The organism is Flavobacterium endophyticum (genome assembly GCF_003634455.1).
GTDB lineage: Bacteria > Bacteroidota > Bacteroidia > Flavobacteriales > Flavobacteriaceae > Flavobacterium > Flavobacterium endophyticum.
This window is the reverse complement of the sequence record NZ_RBLC01000003.1, coordinates 280,841-299,062: the sequence shown is the minus strand read 5'-3', so window position 1 is coordinate 299,062 and position 18,222 is coordinate 280,841. Positions and strand designations below refer to the sequence as shown.

General features: G+C 39.7%; 14 protein-coding genes. 1 reads left to right on the top strand and 13 read right to left on the bottom strand.

The features are described from left to right. Positions 1 to 65: 65 nt before the first annotated feature. Positions 66 to 2,915, bottom strand: coding sequence for an aminomethyl-transferring glycine dehydrogenase (gene gcvP, locus CLV94_RS12830; protein WP_121376890.1), 2,850 nt, complete (start codon positions 2,913 to 2,915; stop codon positions 66 to 68). 137 nt (positions 2,916 to 3,052) lie between these two features. Here gcvP and CLV94_RS12825 point away from each other — a divergent pair, with 137 nt between their 5' ends. Then, entirely contained in the window at positions 3,053 to 3,862 is an 810-nt protein-coding gene (locus CLV94_RS12825; RefSeq protein WP_121376889.1) for a UbiA prenyltransferase family protein, read from the top strand. A 41-nt stretch (positions 3,863 to 3,903) separates the two neighbouring features. Here the strand turns inward: CLV94_RS12825 and CLV94_RS12820 are convergent, their stop codons facing one another. The 12 genes from CLV94_RS12820 to CLV94_RS12765 all read right to left on the bottom strand — a co-directional run bounded on the left by CLV94_RS12820 (position 3,904) and on the right by CLV94_RS12765 (position 18,148). After that, a complete protein-coding gene (locus CLV94_RS12820; protein ID WP_121376888.1) occupies positions 3,904 to 4,809 on the bottom strand; it encodes a TIGR01777 family oxidoreductase in 906 nt (301 codons plus the stop codon). Beyond that, positions 4,806 to 5,633, bottom strand: coding sequence for a DCC1-like thiol-disulfide oxidoreductase family protein (locus tag CLV94_RS12815; RefSeq protein ID WP_121376887.1), 828 nt, complete (start codon positions 5,631 to 5,633; stop codon positions 4,806 to 4,808). Before CLV94_RS12815 ends, CLV94_RS12820 begins: the two co-directional genes overlap by 4 nt. Positions 5,634 to 5,709: 76 nt before the next feature. After that, positions 5,710 to 6,213 (bottom strand): GbsR/MarR family transcriptional regulator, encoded by a 504-nt coding sequence (locus tag CLV94_RS12810; RefSeq protein ID WP_121376886.1) that lies wholly within the window; start codon positions 6,211 to 6,213, stop codon positions 5,710 to 5,712. A 128-nt stretch (positions 6,214 to 6,341) separates the two neighbouring features. Next, positions 6,342 to 10,145: a gliding motility-associated C-terminal domain-containing protein gene (locus CLV94_RS12805; protein WP_121376885.1), complete on the bottom strand. Its 3,804-nt coding sequence runs from the start codon at positions 10,143 to 10,145 to the stop codon at positions 6,342 to 6,344. Positions 10,146 to 10,296: 151 nt separating this feature from the next. Further along, a complete protein-coding gene (locus CLV94_RS12800) occupies positions 10,297 to 12,324 on the bottom strand; it encodes a M3 family metallopeptidase (RefSeq protein WP_121376884.1) in 2,028 nt (675 codons plus the stop codon). Between the two features lie 196 nt (positions 12,325 to 12,520). Next, complete coding sequence (gene purE / locus CLV94_RS12795) at positions 12,521 to 13,000, bottom strand: 5-(carboxyamino)imidazole ribonucleotide mutase (protein WP_121376883.1); 480 nt, start codon at positions 12,998 to 13,000, stop codon at positions 12,521 to 12,523. Between the two features lie 27 nt (positions 13,001 to 13,027). Then, positions 13,028 to 14,185 (bottom strand): 5-(carboxyamino)imidazole ribonucleotide synthase, encoded by a 1,158-nt coding sequence (locus CLV94_RS12790; RefSeq protein ID WP_121376949.1) that lies wholly within the window; start codon positions 14,183 to 14,185, stop codon positions 13,028 to 13,030. Between the two features lie 52 nt (positions 14,186 to 14,237). Further along, positions 14,238 to 15,314: a serine hydrolase domain-containing protein gene (locus tag CLV94_RS12785; RefSeq protein WP_121376882.1), complete on the bottom strand. Its 1,077-nt coding sequence runs from the start codon at positions 15,312 to 15,314 to the stop codon at positions 14,238 to 14,240. An 80-nt stretch (positions 15,315 to 15,394) separates the two neighbouring features. Then, positions 15,395 to 16,054: a response regulator transcription factor gene (locus CLV94_RS12780; RefSeq protein WP_121376881.1), complete on the bottom strand. Its 660-nt coding sequence runs from the start codon at positions 16,052 to 16,054 to the stop codon at positions 15,395 to 15,397. Positions 16,055 to 16,056: 2 nt separating this feature from the next. Beyond that, positions 16,057 to 16,833 (bottom strand): sensor histidine kinase, encoded by a 777-nt coding sequence (locus CLV94_RS12775; RefSeq protein ID WP_121376880.1) that lies wholly within the window; start codon positions 16,831 to 16,833, stop codon positions 16,057 to 16,059. Continuing rightward, positions 16,823 to 17,473, bottom strand: a complete 651-nt coding sequence (locus tag CLV94_RS12770; RefSeq protein WP_147406627.1) for a hypothetical protein — start codon at positions 17,471 to 17,473, stop codon at positions 16,823 to 16,825. The genes CLV94_RS12775 and CLV94_RS12770 overlap by 11 nt, the downstream gene beginning before the upstream one ends. Positions 17,474 to 17,503: 30 nt before the next feature. Next, positions 17,504 to 18,148, bottom strand: coding sequence for a hypothetical protein (locus CLV94_RS12765; protein WP_121376878.1), 645 nt, complete (start codon positions 18,146 to 18,148; stop codon positions 17,504 to 17,506). Positions 18,149 to 18,222 lie beyond the last annotated feature (74 nt).

Sequence of the window (18,222 nt, the reverse complement as noted above, 5' to 3'; positions counted from 1 at the left end):
GTTCAGATATAAAAAAAACCGATAGATTTTAAAACTATCGGTTTTTATCGATCTATTTTAAGGAATTAACTTTCCATATAAGCTTCTATCGGAGCACAAGAACAAACTAAATTTCTGTCTCCATAAGCATCATCAACCCTACGAACTGATGGCCAGAATTTATTCTCAGCAATATATTCTAATGGGAAAGCTGCGTCTTCCCTTGTGTATGGAAAATCCCAAGTGTCCGCCGTTAGCATTGCCAATGTATGAGGAGAATTTTTCAAGACGTTATTTTTGTCGTCTGCAGAAGCGTTCTCGATTTCTTTTCTGATGGAAATCATCGCATCGCAGAAACGGTCTAATTCTTCTAAGTTTTCGCTTTCTGTTGGCTCAATCATCAAAGTTCCAGCTACAGGGAAAGAAACTGTCGGAGCATGGAAGCCGTAATCCATCAAACGTTTTGCGATGTCTGTTACTTCAATTCCTTTTTCTTTAAACGGACGACATTCGATAATCATTTCGTGAGCCGCACGTCCCATTTCTCCAGAATATAAAGTCGCATAATGACCGTTTAATCTTTCTTTGATATAATTGGCATTCAAAATAGCATGATGTGTTGAGCTTGTCAAGCCTTCAGCACCAAGCATTGTGATGTATCCGTAAGAAATCAAGCAAACCAAAGCAGAACCCCAAGGTGCTGCAGAAATTGCCGTGATTGCGTTGTCGCCTCCTGTTGCAATTACTGGATTTGTTGGCAAGAATTCTACCAAGTGTTTTGCAACACAGATCGGTCCAACTCCAGGTCCGCCACCTCCGTGAGGGATAGCAAACGTTTTATGTAGGTTCAAGTGGCAAACATCAGCACCAATAGTTGCTGGGTTTGTCAATCCAACTTGTGCATTCATGTTGGCACCGTCCATATAAACTTGACCTCCATTTTCATGGATAATTTTTGTCACCTCAATAATAGATGCTTCGTATACCCCGTGAGTCGATGGATAAGTTACCATCAAACACGCCAAGTTATCTTTATATTGAATTGCTTTTGCTCTTAAATCTTCAACGTCAATATTTCCGTTTTCAGATGTTTTTGTTACCACAACATGCATTCCTGCCATTGTTGCCGTTGCTGGGTTTGTTCCATGAGCCGAAGCTGGAATCAAAGCGATATTTCTGTGTGATTCGCCTCTTGACTGGTGGTACGCACGAATAACCATCAAACCTGCATATTCGCCTTGAGCACCAGAATTAGGCTGTAAAGTTGTTCCGGCAAAACCAGTCACAACGTTTAACTGCTCTTCTAATTTTTTAAGCATGATTTGGTATCCTTCCGCTTGTTCTACTGGAGCAAATGGGTGAATGTTATTCCAATTTGCCATGCTTAGCGGCAGCATTTCTGCTGCAGCGTTCAATTTCATCGTACAAGATCCTAATGAAATCATCGAGTGGTTCAAAGCCAAATCTTTTCTTTCCAGCATTTTGATGTAACGCATTAAAGCTGTTTCCGAATGGTGTTTGTTGAAAACCTCGTGTGTCAAGAAAGTACTTGTTCTGTTTAAGCTTTCTTGGTAGCTGATTTGTGTAGCTAATTCGGTTACTTTCACAGTTTCTTTTCCTGCAGCTTCAGCAAAAATAGCCACAATCGTGTTGATATCTGCCAAACTGGTTGTTTCGTTAAATGAAATGGAAACCGTTTCGTTATCGATATAATAGAAATTGAATTCGTTTTTCTCGGCAATCGCTTTTACTTTTTGAGCATCTGCTTTCACGACAATCGTGTCGAAGAAAGAAGTGTTCGTTTGGGTAATTCCGATTTTATTCAAGGCTTCTGCTGTAGTTACTGCCGAAGCATGAACTTTGTCGGCGATATATTCCAATCCTTTTGGACCGTGATATACTGCATACATTCCGGCCATAACAGCCAAAAGTACTTGAGCCGTACAAATATTTGAAGTTGCTTTTTCGCGTTTGATATGCTGTTCACGAGTCTGCAAAGCCATACGAAGTGCACGGTTTCCGTTCGTATCAACAGTCACGCCGATGATTCTTCCCGGCATGCTTCTTTTGTATTCTTCTTTTGTAGCAAAATAAGCTGCGTGTGGGCCGCCATAACCCATCGGAATTCCGAAACGTTGCGTTGTTCCAACAACTACATCAGCTCCCAATTCACCAGGAGAAGTTAATTTTACCAAGCTTAAGATGTCAGCAGCAACGGCTACTTTTATTTCGTTTGATTTTGCTTGAGAAATAAATCCAGCGTAATCATAGACTTGTCCAAATTTACCTGGGTATTGAAGAATAGCTCCAAAGAAATCATTTCCGAAAGTAAATTCTTCATGGTTTCCGATAACTAATTCTACGCCAATTGGAGTCGAACGAGTTTGTAGGACTGATAAAGTCTGTGGCAATATTTCTTCAGAAACGAAGAATTTGTTTGTATTGTTTTTCTTTTGGTCGCGTGTTCTTACGTCGAAAAGCAACGCCATAGCTTCTGCAGCGGCAGTTCCTTCGTCAAGTAAAGAAGCGTTGGCAATTTCCATTCCTGTCAATTCGATAACAGTCGTTTGGTAATTCAATAAAGCTTCTAAACGGCCTTGTGCGATTTCAGCTTGGTACGGCGTATATGCCGTGTACCATCCTGGATTTTCAAAAACATTTCTTTGGATAGCCGCAGGAACGATAGCTGGATGATAACCCAAACCAATATATGATTTGAATACTTTATTTTTATTTCCTAATTTCTGAATGTGATTCAAATATTCATATTCAGTCATTGCTGGTTCTAAATTCAATGGCGCTTTTAGACGGATATCATCCGGAAGCGTTTCATAAATCAACTGGTCAATTGATTCAACACCAATAGTTTTCAGCATGTGCTGCAAATCGTTTTCTCTCGGACCGATATGTCTTAAAGCAAAAGCATCTGTTTTCATATAATATTGTAGTGGGTTGTTTTTTGTGGCACAAAAGTACTTATTAATCTCAAAAATAAATCCTTTTTTAACATGGTTTTTTTAGGAAATTTTCAACGAAAATACCGTGTTGTTAACAGTTTCGTTATTTTTGCAGTATGCAGGCTATCAGACGACTATTTGATTTTTATATAAATGGAAGCATCCATGTAGCTGTTGCTGTTCTGTCGCTGGTTCTGATGACCAATCACATGTTCCAAAATAGCTTTGATTTACCGATGGCCGGCTTTGCGTTTTTTGGAACAATTTTCGGATATAACTTTATCAAATACGAAGATTTTTTTCGGAATAAAAAGCCATTACGATTTGAATTAAAAGCGATTGCAATAGTGAGCGTTATTTCGCTTTTGACTACTGCTTTTTTCTTTTTTTGTTTGGGCAGTGTTACTCAGATAACTGCGATAATCTTCTTTGGACTGACATTTTTGTATACGGTTCCCGTTTTTTCGAAGAAAAAAAATATACGGAATTGGAGCGGTGTCAAGATTTATATCGTAGCTATTTGCTGGTCTGGCGTTACCACTTTGCTGCCTTTGCTGAACGCAGGAACCGAAGTCTTTTCAGATGTAATTCTCAAATGCTGCCAGCGATTTTTATTAGTCATCAGCCTAATTCTGATATTTGAAATCATCGACTTGAAAACAGATGATCCTGCTCTGAAAACCGTACCTCAAAGAATAGGAGTGGAAAAAACCAAAATCTTAGGAATACTTATACTTATTCCGCTTTATTTCTTGGAGTTTTTGAAAAGCACAATCGATATTAACCAGCTTTTTGTCAATGCTATTTTGGTTATTACGACTGCTCTTTTTATGCTATTTGCAAATCAAAATCGTTCGAAATATTATACTTCTTTTTGGGTGGAAAGTATTCCGATTTTTTGGTTAGGGATGATTTATTTGGTTTGATTGTTATAACCCTGACAGCGTTTCAACGCTGTCAGGGTTGGTTATTTTAAATTCTTTAAAGCCATTTCCAAATCTCCAAATTCAAACTCAAAACCATTTTCTAATAATCGTTTCGGAATTACATTTCTGCTTTTTAATACTAATTCTGTTTCGGTACCAATGATTTTTGCTCCAAATTTCAAAAGCTTTTCATTAATCGGAATTCCGGCTGGAATGCCTAAACTTTTGCGAAGTGCTTTCATAAAAGAAGCATTTCGAATCGGTTTTGGAGAAACAATATTTACGACTCCGGTCAATTCTTTTTCAAGAATAAATTCTAACGCCCTGGCAAAATCCTTTTCATGAACCCAGCTGATAAATTGGTTGCCTTTTCCTTGTTTACCTCCAAAACCTATTTTCGCTAGATTTTTCAAAGGAAGAAATGCGCCTCCTTTTTTGCCTAATACTATTGAAGTTCTCAGCGCTGTTTTTCTAGTTGTTGGCGTTTCGGTTTCAAAAAAAGCCTTTTCCCAAGATTTGGCAACATTCATAGAAAAATCATCTCCGATTTCACCATCGACCTCATCCATTTGTTTGTCTAATGAATGCCTATATATTGTGGAAGTTGAAGAGTTTAGCCAATGTTTTGGAGGGTTTTGACAATGAAGAACGGCAAGATTTAGAATGCGAGTGCTTTCGAGTCTTGAATCGAGAATCTCTTTTTTGTTTTCTTCCGTATACCTACAATCTACAGATTTGCCTGCAAGATTAATAAGCACGTCGGTATTTTCTAATTCTTTTTCCCAACCAGAAAATGTTTTGGCATTCCATTTTATATAGTTGATGCCGTCTTTTATTTTAGAATCTCCTCTGGTAAGGATAATTATTTCTTTGAATTTATCTTTAAAATGATTCGCCAAAACTTGGCCTAAGAATCCTGTTCCTGCTGCGATTATAAGCTTTTTCATACGTATAAATTTAAGATGATAATTAAGGCAATAATCCTGTAGACTGCCCAAGTGTAAGAAAGATAGGGAGGGAGTTGTAGAATTTTAATTCTTCGGAAATGTTCGATGAACATCAGCAGAACGGTAATAGCGAACCAGCTTAGAATTATAATTTCTGGGATTTCTAGGAATTGATTTAGCAGTAAAACCGGAGTCAAAAGAAGAGAGCCAAATAGGGAAACTGTCATCAGATTTCCGACATAATTTAGAACAGTCTTTTTGTCGAATTTTAATAGAAATGGGCTTTGAAAAATAATTTGTCCGAAAGCTAAGATAGCTTCCCTGCTAAAATTCCCTTTTGGTAAATCTTGAAACAATCCTGAGTAATTATAAAGCGTGAAAGCCGTAATGATTATTGCAAAAAGGATGTAAATAATTCTGTATTTGTAATTAAAACTTGGAATGCATTGCAAAATATTCTGTTCTGTTTTTTTATTCGGAATAATTACTTTTCGGTTATAAGAGATAAATGAATACAGTTTTTTCAATAAGTATTTTATTGGAGAAATGTTTCCGACTTTTTCCATCCAAGGAAAAGAATTTCCAATCACTTTCAGCAAGCTGTCGATTCCATAAGTTACGGTTTTGTTTTGGTTATCGACTAAAGCAATTTCATTAGAAGCTCTTTTAAAATCAATGAAACTGTGTTCTTCATCAGTAAGTTTTGAGAAAGGTTTTTTGCCATTCTTATCCAACATTCCTGCTTTTATAAAACCTGTTGTATAGGCTTGACAGAGCGGACAGTCTTCGTCATAAAGTAAGGTTTGGTGCTCAAGTGTTTTCATAATCAATAGTTTTGATTAATGGTTATAATAGTATTTTAAACTTTCAGAAAAAAATGAAACTTTTAATTAAATTTTTTTACTTCATGATTTTCATAACCAAACGGCCAATCCAATTGTCTTTAAACTCAGTTACTTTGTCAATCATATTGTCGGCTTTTAAAACAAAATCGTATAGTTTGGAGGTCTGATCTACAAAATGCTTTGTTTCTTTGGTTTCGTTTCCTTTGATAGAAGAGACGTCTTTTAAGACTCTTAAGGCTGGCTTGATTTCTCTTTTGCTTCTTTCTTGTGCAATTTTTACGGCCAATTCATCTAGGTCTTTTTCGGCTGTAAAAAATTCTTTTCGTTCGCCCGATTTGTATTCTTTGTACACGATACCCCAGTCCATCAAGGCACGGAGGTTCATGCTGGCATTTCCTCTAGAAATCAATAATTCTTCCATGATGTCTTCCATAGAAAGCGGTTCTGGAGAAACCATCAGCAGTGCATGAATTTGAGCCATCGTTTTGTTTATGCCCCATTGTGAGCCTAATGCTCCCCACGTCTGAATGAATTTGTTTTTTGCTTCCTTGAATTCCATAGTCCAAAGGTAAGAATATATTTTTAAACTTTCAAAAATAATTGAAAGATATTTTATCTTCTATCATTTTCAAATTAAAAAGGCTGCCAGCAGCTACTGGCAACCTTTTATTTTGTGTCAAAAAGTTATCAATGCACTTCTCGATTCAGATAGACCCATCCGGTTTTTTCTTTTCCGTTTCGGAAAGAGATATAGTAGTAATAGGTTGCTGTTGGCAATAATTTTCCATCAGAACATTGGCCATGCCATTGGTTTACGTAGTTGTTCATCTCATAGACTTCCATTCCGTAACGGTTAAAGATTTTTACCCTCAAGATGTCGAGTCCGGCCAAATTCCATGTGTCGTTATCATTATCTCCATTAGGAGAAACTCCTTTCGGAATCTTGCAATAGCTTTTTTCAACAGGAATTGATATGGTTTCAGAACATCCTTCCTCATTTGTGACTACGACAGTATAAGTTCCTGACTCTAATCCAGTAATGTCTGTAGATTGCGTCGTGGCATAAAAATTATTTGGGCCTGTCCACACATAGCTAGCGGTTGACTCGTTAAAAGAATTATCGATTGCATAGGCAGAAAGCATATAGTGGTCGTCTTCACATTTTGCCTCGGCTCCTACGGAGAAAGTATCTGTGTTTTCCTCAACTTCAATTGCTTTCGAAAATGTACAGCCGTCTACATCAACAAGTACGTTATATAATCCGGGTTCGTTTACTTCAACTTCTGCAAAATTTCCTCCGATGACTTCTCCGGCTTCATTGCTCCAGAGGTAAGAAGCTTGTAATTCGTTAAAATTATCAGGAACAACTTTTAGCGAAATTTCTTGTCCGGAACAGATTCTGTTGTTTTCGTTAGCGAAATGGAATTCCGGCAATGGCGTCACAACCAATTCAAATGTTACGGGCTGCGACGGACAATTCACTAGATTGGCCGTGACAGAATAAGTTCCCGACATGGCTACGGTCGCATTAGGAAACACTGGAGCGATGCCCGTTGCCGTAAATCCGTTAGGTCCCGACCAAACATAATGGTAAAGAATATTCGGATTCTGGATTCTCAGATTTATCGGAGCTCCGACACAAACTGGCCCTATACTATTGATAATAGGAGCAGGTAAGATATTGAGGAAATGAATCGCTATTATGGCTTCATCCTCTACGCCGCAGAAACCATTTACAACATAGCTAAAATAATAAGTAGAACCCTGTTGGGCGCCTTCTGTACTCCATACGTTGGCAGAAAGAGTTCCGACTGGAGTGATTTGCTCCCAAGTACCGTTTCGGTCTGCATTATCTAATAGATAGTCAAATAAGTTGATAGAAGGTGGAATGTCGCATATATTAACCGTATTGTCTTCTCCTGCATTTGGCTGTATTCCTGCATTGATTTCGTAGCTCAAAGTCTGGTTCAAGCATGAATCAGGTTCTGCAGGATAGGTGACAGCTACATGATAAATACCAGAATTAGTGCTGACATTTAAAGGATTAAAGCTGAGGCTGGCATTTGTGCTCAATGTAACGTTTTCGGCACCTTGCTTATACCATCTGTATTGCAAGTAAGGGAAATTCGGAACAGAAAGACTGCTGTTCTGTCCGTCGCATAATGTGGCTGCTATAGAAAAGACAAATGGCGTTGTCACGTCATGAGTATAAGTGCTTGTGTTTTGGCATTCGTCAACTATTTGAAAGACGTATACTGCAGATTCTAAATCTGTAAATAAAGGACTGTTGCCATTTGAAAAATTAAAAGGGACGTCATTTTTTTTAATGATGCTAAAAGCATAATTTCCTTCACCTTCTACATTTAATAATACATCAGAAAGCGTGCCTGAACATGAAAAATTTAAGGCTCCCTTTATTTCTGGAAGGCTTCCTGTCTCAAATTCTTTGATTACAAATAAGCAATTGCTGCTAACGCCCACGCTACCATAAATAGATGATGCAGTTAGAACTCTGAAGCGCCCTCCGATAGCTAAATTCAGATTCCAAGCATTGTTGGCAATAGTAATTGAGTTATTACCATTTGGAGTAGTGTTTTCTGGATAGGCTACATTGGTGTTCGGATGTCCCCATTGGCCGGTTACCGGATTGAATTTCTGCAACCAATACCCAAGATTTGGAAAAGAGCCGTTGTTGTTAGTATGGTTGATCTTGAAATTAAACGAAGAACATCCTTCAACAATTTCAAAAGTTGTATTTCCAATGTATTCCTTAATCTGTAGCGTCAGTATATACTCGGAATTACAGGAATCTTTGATCTTGATGCGATAAGTCCCGACCGGAAGCGAGCTCATCATAAAATAGGCTCCCCGGATATTGCTAGAGACATTCATAGGACCGCTATAAGTACTTGGTACTGTTATGAACTCTGCGTCTAACAACTGCACATCCTGTGCGCCTCCAATATAGACTGAACCGAAACTAGGAGCACATCCTCCTAGATAATTAACTCTCGGAACATTGGAACTGGCGGGAGGTACCGTTATGGGTTTTGTATAAGAATTTCCACAATCATCATAAAGAATGATAGTATATTGGCCAGGGACCAGTATGCCCGAGATAAAAATAGTTCCATCTGGCTGAATATAAGCATTGACGTTATAAGGCGTAGGAAAAGCAAAATCTGAAGGAGCAATTTGTATAGTGGCAGAAACAATATCGGAGCCCAAAATTTCTCCGCTAATAGTTCCTGAAGCACCGCAAGAGCCCGTTGCTGTCACTTCGGCTGTGGTTTCATGGACAATATTTACCTCAGCGGTATCTGTTCTTCCGCAGGCATCCGTTACCCTAACCAGATAACTGCCTTCGGGAAGTATATTTGTAGTATTTCCATACGTCGGATCGCTAAAAAAAGTAGGATGCGATGGGTTATAGAGATTCGGATTAAAACCAGCTGGAGCAGAAAGAAATTGCACCGTAATAGGGTAGACGAAATTTGATGCTTTGACAGAAAATGTTTTTATGCCACAGTTGTTGATTTGCGTTTGTATGGATGCTTCATACATTTCAGTGACTTGATTACTTTCTTTTTGGAATTGATTGCCGCAGGCATCTGTAATCAATAAATTATAGCTGTAAGGTTGATCGTAATAAGGCAAGTCGGCCTCAAAACCGTAAGTATTTGGGTTAGATGTAAGGTCGGATGAAGTAAAATCTTCAATTCTGTTGATAGTAAAAGTTCTTATGATCGGTGCGCCGCCGCCCGGCGGATAAATAGTATATACAATGGTAAGGGGATAATTGATGATATAGTCTGGATTGACGCTTAATACATGTCTCACTCCAACCGAGCTGCACGCAGACAATTCTGGACCTGGAACTAAATGTTCCGAAATAGCAAGCGGATTTGATATACTTTCAGGCGTCACTAAAGTATACGATCGTGTTACCGCATTGCCACAAGAATCATATACTTTGATAAGGTAATTTCCGGCTACAAGATTGGTAAAAACATTAGATGGCTGTCGCGGCTTTATAATAGGTCCTGCTATAATTTCATATCCTGTGGGATTTCCTGAAGTAACAATAACATTGATGTTCCTATTAAGACTACAGGGAATATCACTGTATGTCATGTTGAATTGTAATGCAGTGACCGTGCTGTTGATGACGGCATCCTGCTGCTTGCTATTGCTTTCGGTTCCCAAGGTTTGGGTAGCAATGACCCTATATGTACCTCCAACAAGACCCGACAAGGTATTTGTGCTCACTGTTGCGTACGGAGAGGTTGTGTTCGGCAGCTTGTAAATAGTATAGATAATGTTAGCATTGGGATGTGTCCCGCTTACTGTAAAGGAAAGCATTCCGTTTCTATTACAAGTCTCATCAGCTGATGTGACCGTAAGAGTGAAATCTGGTAGCTGCCCGTAGGAGCTGATTACATTCAAGGAAAAAATTAACGCAAAGATAAAGTTCTGGTAAAGTTTTTTCATAAAAAGAAGTTAAGAAAGGTATCAAATATATGAAAAACTGTAAGAAAAATTATGGATTTCCATAATTCCAAAAGTTAAAGTATAGAATAAAAAAAGGGATTGCCTTATTTTACTGGCAATCCCAAATATTTTAAAATCAAATAATTAAAAACTAAAGCAGTCCTGCTCTTTTGAGCAGTGCGTCAGGTTTTGGCTCATTGCCTCTAAATCTCTTGTATAAAATCATTGGATGCTCCGTTCCGCCTTTAGAAAGGACATTTTCTTTGAACTTAGTAGCCACTTCCGGACTAAATATTCCCTGTTCTTTAAAATACTCAAAAGCATCCGCATCCAATACCTCAGCCCATTTGTAGCTGTAATATCCAGAGGAATAGCCGCCTTGGAAAATATGTGAAAAAGCAGTGCTCATAGCATTTTCTTTTATATCCGGATACAGCTTCGTCGAGGCAAACTGCTCATTCTCAAATTCCTTTACATCTTTGATAAACGTAGGATCCTGACCATGCCATCCCATGTCAAGCAAGCCGAAGCTCAACTGTCTCATAGTGGCTATGCCTTCTTGGAAACTAGCGCTTTCTTTTATTTTCTGGATGTATTCCGTAGGAATAACTTCTCCGGTTTGATAATGGCGCGCGAACAAAGCCAGTGCTTCCGGCTCATAACACCAATTTTCGAAAATCTGACTTGGCAATTCCACAAAGTCCCAATACACGCTGGTACCCGATAAGCTAGGATAAACCGTATCCGCCAGCATCCCGTGCAAAGCATGTCCGAACTCATGGAATAAAGTAGTCACTTCATTAAAAGTCAATAAAGAAGGTTTGGTTTCTGTAGGCTTTGTAAAGTTGCATACGATAGAAACATGCGGTCTTTCGTTGACACCGCCTAAAACATATTGCGATTTGAAAGACGTCATCCATGCACCATTTCTTTTCCCTTTTCTCGGAAAGAAATCCGCATAAAAAATAGAAACGAGATTGCCAGCAACGTCTTTTACTTCATACGTTCTTACATCAGGATGGTATTTCTCGATATCATTTATTTCTACAAACGTCAGCCCATATAATCGTCCGGCCACAGTAAAAGCACCCTCCAATACATTTTCTAGTTTGAAATAAGGCTTTAGCTTTTCATCGTCCAGATTGAACAACTGCTGTTTCAGCTTTTCAGAATAGTAGGCGCCGTCCCATTTTTCCAACTGCTCAATGCCGTCTAGTTCCTTAGCAAAATTTGTCAGCTGTTTGAATTCTTTTTCGGCCGCAGGTCGTGCTTTTGCGAGCAAGTCATTAAGGAAGGTAGTTACTTTTTCAGGACTTTCTGCCATTCTTTCTTCGAGCACGAAATGCGCATGCGAAGCATAACCTAAAAGCTTGGCTCTTTCATAGCGAAGCTTGGCAATCTGCAAAACAATTTCCTGATTGTCATATTCATTTTTCTGGAAGCCTTTAGAGCCGAAGGCAACTGCCATCTTCTTGCGCAGTTCCCTGTTATCTGCATACGTCACAAAAGGCACATAACTCGGATAATCCAGCGTAAAAACCCAGCCTTCTTTTTCTTGGCTTTGGGCCAGTTCTCTGGCAGCTTCTATCGTTCCTTCTGGTAATCCGGAAAGGTCTTTTTCATCGGTAATATGAAGCTGGAAAGCATGTGTTTCCGACAGTACATTTTCTCCGAATTCCAAGCTCAATCGCGAAAGTTCCTTATCGATTTCACGCAATTCGCTTTTTTTGTCTTCAGATAGATTGGCCCCATTTCGCGAAAAGCTTTTGTACTGCTTGTCGAGCAAGGTATCCTGTTCTGCCGTGAGAGAGAGGTTATTTTTATTGTCATATACGGCCTTGACCTTTTTGAATAAGTCGGCATTAAGTCGGATGTCATTCCCAAATTCAGATAATAGGGGAGAAACTTCCTGTGCTATCTTTTGAAGCTCGTCGTTGGTTTCGGCCGAATGCAGGTTAAAGAAAATATTCGATATCCTGTCTAACGTAGCACCGCTAAAAGCCATGGCTTCTATAGTGTTTTCAAAAGTAGGCTCTTCTGGATTATTGACAATCTCGTCTATTTCTTTTTTGGCATCTGCAATAGCCTCTTGGAAGGCAGGAAGAAAATCATCATTCTTGATTTGGGAGAAAGGTGCTGTATCGTATTTTGTCGTAAATTTTTTTGTAAGGACTGACATATAAGGTCTTTTTAATATTTTGAGAATAGAGAATATGTTTTTTTAGGCACGAAAATTATCTCTCGGCATGCTGTTTTCAAAAGTATAAAATTGATCGATAAATACCTATGCCGTTATGAAAACGTTACCGTTTAAAACAAAAAATCAGGCCCTTGCTTTATAGCTGGACCTGATCCTTTAAAATACTGTCGCATTATTATTTCAGCCCTTCCGAAGCCTTGATGACTCCTTCTTTTAAGTTTTCTTTGTAAGCGATGATTTTGTCTAATACAGATTTGTCGGAACTCCCGATAATCTGTGCGGCCAATATGCCTGCGTTTTTAGCGCCATTCAAGGCTACTGTTGCCACAGGAACGCCGCCTGGCATCTGAAGGATAGAAAGAATGCTGTCCCAGCCGTCGATAGAATTGCTTGATTTTACAGGAACTCCAATTACAGGAAGCGGCGACATTGACGCTACCATTCCCGGTAAATGTGCTGCTCCGCCGGCTCCAGCAATGATGACAGCAATGCCTCGATTATGGGCATTTTTGCTGAAGTCGAACAATTTCTCTGGCGTGCGGTGTGCCGAAACGATATCGACTTCCGTCTCGATTCCGAATTCTTTTAGTATGTCGATGGCTTCTTGCATGACTGGCATGTCTGAAACACTTCCCATTACGATTGCGATTTTCATTGTATACGATTTAATGGTTTAGATTCTTTATGAGTTGCTGATCACGCGTATCAGCTTTTTTACTTCCTCTGCAGTCTTTCTTGCTTCGGCTATATTTTCATTTACGATGGTCACATGGCCCATTTTTCTGAACGGTCTTGTTTCGCGTTTTCCATAAATATGAGGTGTCACGCCATCAATGGCTAATATCTTTTCAATGTTTTGGTATACGACTTGTCCGGAATGGCCTTCTTCGCCTACAAGATTCACCATGATTCCTGCAACCTTGCTGTCGGTGTTGCCCAAAGGCAAATCTAGGATGGCCCTTAAGTGGTTTTCAAACTGCGACGTGTAGCTGGCCTCAATACTGTAGTGGCCAGAATTATGCGGTCTCGGTGCTACTTCATTAATCAATATAGTATCATCTTCTGTCTGGAACATTTCAACTGCAAGCAAGCCTACATGTCCAAAGGCTTCAGAAACCTGCAAGGCAATGGCTCTTGCTTTTGCAGCTACCTTTTCGTCAATGCGCGCCGGACAGATGACATATTCTACCTGATTGGCTTCTGGATGAAATTCCATCTCTACCACAGGATACGTCTTGATGTCGCCTTTCGGGTTACGGACTACGATTACGGCCAATTCATTCTTAAACGGCACCATGTCTTCGGCAATGCATTCCACGTCGGGAAGATTCGCCAAGTCCGTTATAGATCTTGCGACTTTCACTCCGTTGCCATCATAACCGAATTCGGCACTTTTCCATACAAAAGGAAAGGAAACAGTAGTATTTTCTACAGCCGCTTTTAATGCTCCTAAAGCGTTGAATCTTTTGAATGGGGAAGTGGGCAGGCTGTTTGCTGTATAAAAATCTTTCTGCCTTCCTTTGTTCTGGATCTTGCGTAATGTTTTTGGAGAAGGATAGACTTTTAACCCTTCGGATTCTAATTTCTCCAAAGCCTCCAGATTTACGAGCTCGATTTCAAAAGTCAGGACATCTACCTTTTTTCCGAATTCATAAACAGTATCAAAATCCATAAGGTCGCCCTGAAAGAATTTATTGCATCCCATTCGGCTGGGAGCCTCTGCACTTGGGTCTAAGACATACGTCTGTATATCAAATTTTCGGGTGTCGGCCAGCAGCATCTTGCCAAGCTGTCCGCCTCCTAGTATTCCGAGCTTGAAATCGGATGAGAAGTAATTCATTGCTGTGTTGTTGTTTGCCACAAAGATAATCATTCTTTAGAATGATGGAATATCATCGTTTAGATTTAAATGCTTTCAATGCTTCCGATGCGATATCTCGGGTCAGTTGGGTAGGCGAATTGCAGTCGCAGTTGCTGAATCCGATGACATAAATATCCTCGCTTGGGATATACACTGCCATCGACTTGAAGCCGAAAATACTCCCGCCATGCTCTCTCGTTGCGGTTCCGTCCAGTTCCGTCAGATGCCAGCCATAGCCGTACTTAATGGGATCGCCATTGTTCAAGCTTTTTTTAGTGAAAGCCTTTTTTGCCGTCTTTTTATCCAGCAGCAGATTATTGTTTAGGGCATGCTGCCAATGCAGCATATCTACTGCGGTTGCCATCAGCGAGCCAGAAGAAAACGGAATCGTAAAGCTGATGCGCCCTTTGTTGACATACGCATTGTCTTTCTTGCGATAGCCGTAAGCCCTGTTTTTAATAATAGCGGTATCATCGGCATAACGTGAATCAGACATTCCGGCTTTTTCGAAAATGTGCTTCCGGATATAGGCCTCATAGGTTTCTCCAGAAACCAACTCGATGATATGGCCCAAAATCACATAACCCGAATTGTTGTATTCGAATTTTGCACCTGGCAGAAAATCAACAGGCTCATTCTTGAAGAAATCGATTATTTCTTTTGGCGTTAGGTCTTTCTGGGCAATCTGCTGCAGGGACTTCATTTTGGTGAAATCTTTAATACCCGAAGTATGCGTCAGCAGATGGTGCAAGGTAATCTTGTCGCCCGCAGGATAGTCTGGAATGTATTTAGAAATGCTGCTGTTGAGGTCAACCTTGCCTTCTTGTTCGAGCATCAGTATGGCAACAGCCGTGAATTGTTTGGTAATCGAGCCTATCTGGAAGACTTGGTCTGTGGTCATATTGACATCCAATTCCAGATTCGCTTTGCCAAATGCCTTATGGTAAACGGGCTTTCCGTCTTTTGCTACTAAGAACACGGCACCCGGCCCTTTTTTATCGGTAAAAACGTTCGAGATCAGGCTGTCGACCTTGCGTTCAAAATTTTGGGCAGGAGCAGCTATAAAGGCAGCAATAAGCAGTAGGGAAGTCGTTAGGAATTTCTTCATTTGTGAGAGGTTGATTTTAGCGCTTTGGACGACAAAAATGGTTACCCAGTTACAACCTCAAGACAAGCACTGCTGCAGTATTATATAAAAGGTGGCGTTATCTGGTATTTAAACGAAAATAAAACCAGTCCCACTTTCGATTTGATGCCGAACCGTTCAAACAAAGCTGTCCGGTACGATTCTATAGATTTTACAGACAATCCCATGCTGTCGGCCATCTGGTCATAGGTCAGTTCTCTTTCGTCGCACACCAGCTTTAAGAATTTCAGCTCTCTATCGGACAATAAGATCTGGCTTTTGGCGTCTTTGCTCGGAGATTCGTCATAATTCCGCATCCGCTTTAGTATTTCAGAAACGTTGTTGTAGCCGATTTTTACGATGTTGTCGATGGCAAACTTCAAATCGTGTGCGGTACAGTTTTTATGCAAAAAACCTCTGGCTCCGTGATGGTAGGCTGCATCGATAATCTGCTCGTCAAAATGCTGTGTAAGCAGCAGTACTTTGTATTCGCCTTCTATTTCTTCTAGCGCTTTCAGTACTTCTATGCCGTTCATTCCGGGCATGGAATAGTCCAATATAAACAAATCAGGCGGACTTTCTAAAGGGAGCGCCGCTAAAAAGTCGGCACCATTGTCAAATTCTGCCGTAATCGTATAATTGCTGATTTTTTCCAGCAGTTCTTTTAAACCCTGCCTGACGATCTTATGGTCGTCGATGATGCCTATGGTTGTCTTTTCCATGTCTAGGAGATTTTGTTTTCTGATAGCCGAATCTTTGTGCCTTCGCCGATTACAGAATAAATGTTTACGGAATAATCAATAATAGCGGCACGGCTGATGATGTTTTGTAGTCCCATTGTAGCGGTAGTGTCCTTTATCTTTTCATAGTCGAATCCCTTGCCATTGTCGGCAATGACCATTTCAAAACTCGGGCCAGTCCTTAAGCGAATTTCGATACGTCCGGCTTTTGAATGCTTGAAACAGTTATTCATGATTTCCTGAAAGATTCTATAAATCACGATCTTCTCATTCGTCGAAAATGCCCTTTTAGTGCTTCCTTTCTGTACAAGCTCAATAGGAATAGGCCCTTTCTGCAGGCGCAGTATTTCCGATTCGATAGCTTTTGTCAAATCCTGCTGTAGCAGTACTTGGTTGTTCAGGGAATGGCTGATGCTGCGTATGGACTGGGAAAGTCCGCTGACCGACTGAGACAGCGGCTGCAAGGTCTGGTTCAGCTCCGGCGAATCGAGCTTGAGATTTTCGATCTGGAAATTAATATAGGTGAGCTGCTGCCCGGCATCGTCATGCAGGTCTTGCGATATGTTCTGCAATACCTGTTCCTGTGTCTCGATGATAGCCGCATTCATTGCCTTTTGGAAATCAATATCTTTTTGGTAGATGACCTTAGTGTAGTTTTTGATTTTGCGGATATACAGCTTTACCAGTACCACGCAAAAGAGGATGAGGAGACTGATAAATAGCAGTCCGATAACGATTCCGAAGGCTACATCATTCACCATTTTTCAACTTTTTTTCACGATAAATATAAATGTTTATCAAAGAATAATAGACGATATTCACAAAGTAAGTAATAAAGGTATAAAGTTTTATATGGCCGAAAAGAAGGAATGAGGTAACGTTTTTGCTGTTGAAACCAAACATAAAGCTCAGTCCGAAGAAAAACAGTACGGGCGCTGTAAGCAGGATATATGTGTTAGACAGAAAAAAATCGAAACTTTCTTTCCTGAGCCTATAAGAACTCTCATAAATAAAGATGATTATATACAGAAAGGCACCAACGACAAAAGTATAATAGTTGAATTTTTGTGTCCCGTCAATAAAAAGAAGGCTGGCAATGGCAAAGAGTAAAAAAGCATATAGCAACAAGAATGCAGTTTTTTGAAAAACCGCATTCCTGGCTAATAGCCACAGCCATAATCCATGATGCAGGATAGCGCCAATTGTGGATTCCAAGACTATAGACTTTGAATAGAATAGCAATATTGAATTTGTCAATTCCATAAAAAAGCACACCAACAGAATTACGAGCAAAAACCGATGTGTGATGTTTTTCCATTTCAAGCTAGACAAAGCAAAAAGCAAAGTCAGCAGTACGAGAATCTTTAGGGGCTTTGAAAATTGATAAATAAACTCTACCATTCTTTAGTAAGATAATTAATTGTTGCTGTTTTAAAGCGGTGCTTTTTTGTATCCCGAAGCATCGATTCTAGGCTCATCAGAAAAGTCGAAAAAGGTTGCCGGGTTTTTGCCGTTCAAGACCCTGAAAATAATTGTCTCCTGCTTGCTGTTGCCGACTAGCGCCCACATAAATTCAAAACTGATGTCAAGGCCTTCGTTTTCTCTAGCAATACTCCTAAAAAGAGGAAGAGAATAGCAAACTTTTGTATCGCTAAATTTAGGCTCTATCTCAATGCCTGCAATTTCTTTAGACGCATCAAGCTTAAAGCCCACATATTTTTCATATGCTGAATAGGATTCTGTCAGCTTTTTCAAATCTTCCCATTTGATTGCAAAAGACTTGCCTGTACCGAGCTTAAACGGTGTGTGTTTTATCTCATGCGTTTCTATAGTACTCAAATAAAGCGTATCAATACATACAGCCTTCCCGTATTTTCTAAGCCAATCTGCCCTCAACGAATCTTTTTTTGGAGGCTCTAGCTTTAAATCATCAATTTTTCTATACTCTTCCAGTCCCAAGCATTCTTGCTGGTTTTTGGTAGCAGCCATAGCCCTTGTGTCGTCTTGCGTTTCTTCTTTCTCCTTGCATCCTATCATTGCCAACGACAGGAATAAGAATAGTACTGTTTTTTTCATAATTTAAATATTGGAGGTTTATAATTAAGTTCATGACAAAGTTGGCTCATATCCATTTCTGACTCAATAGGGTT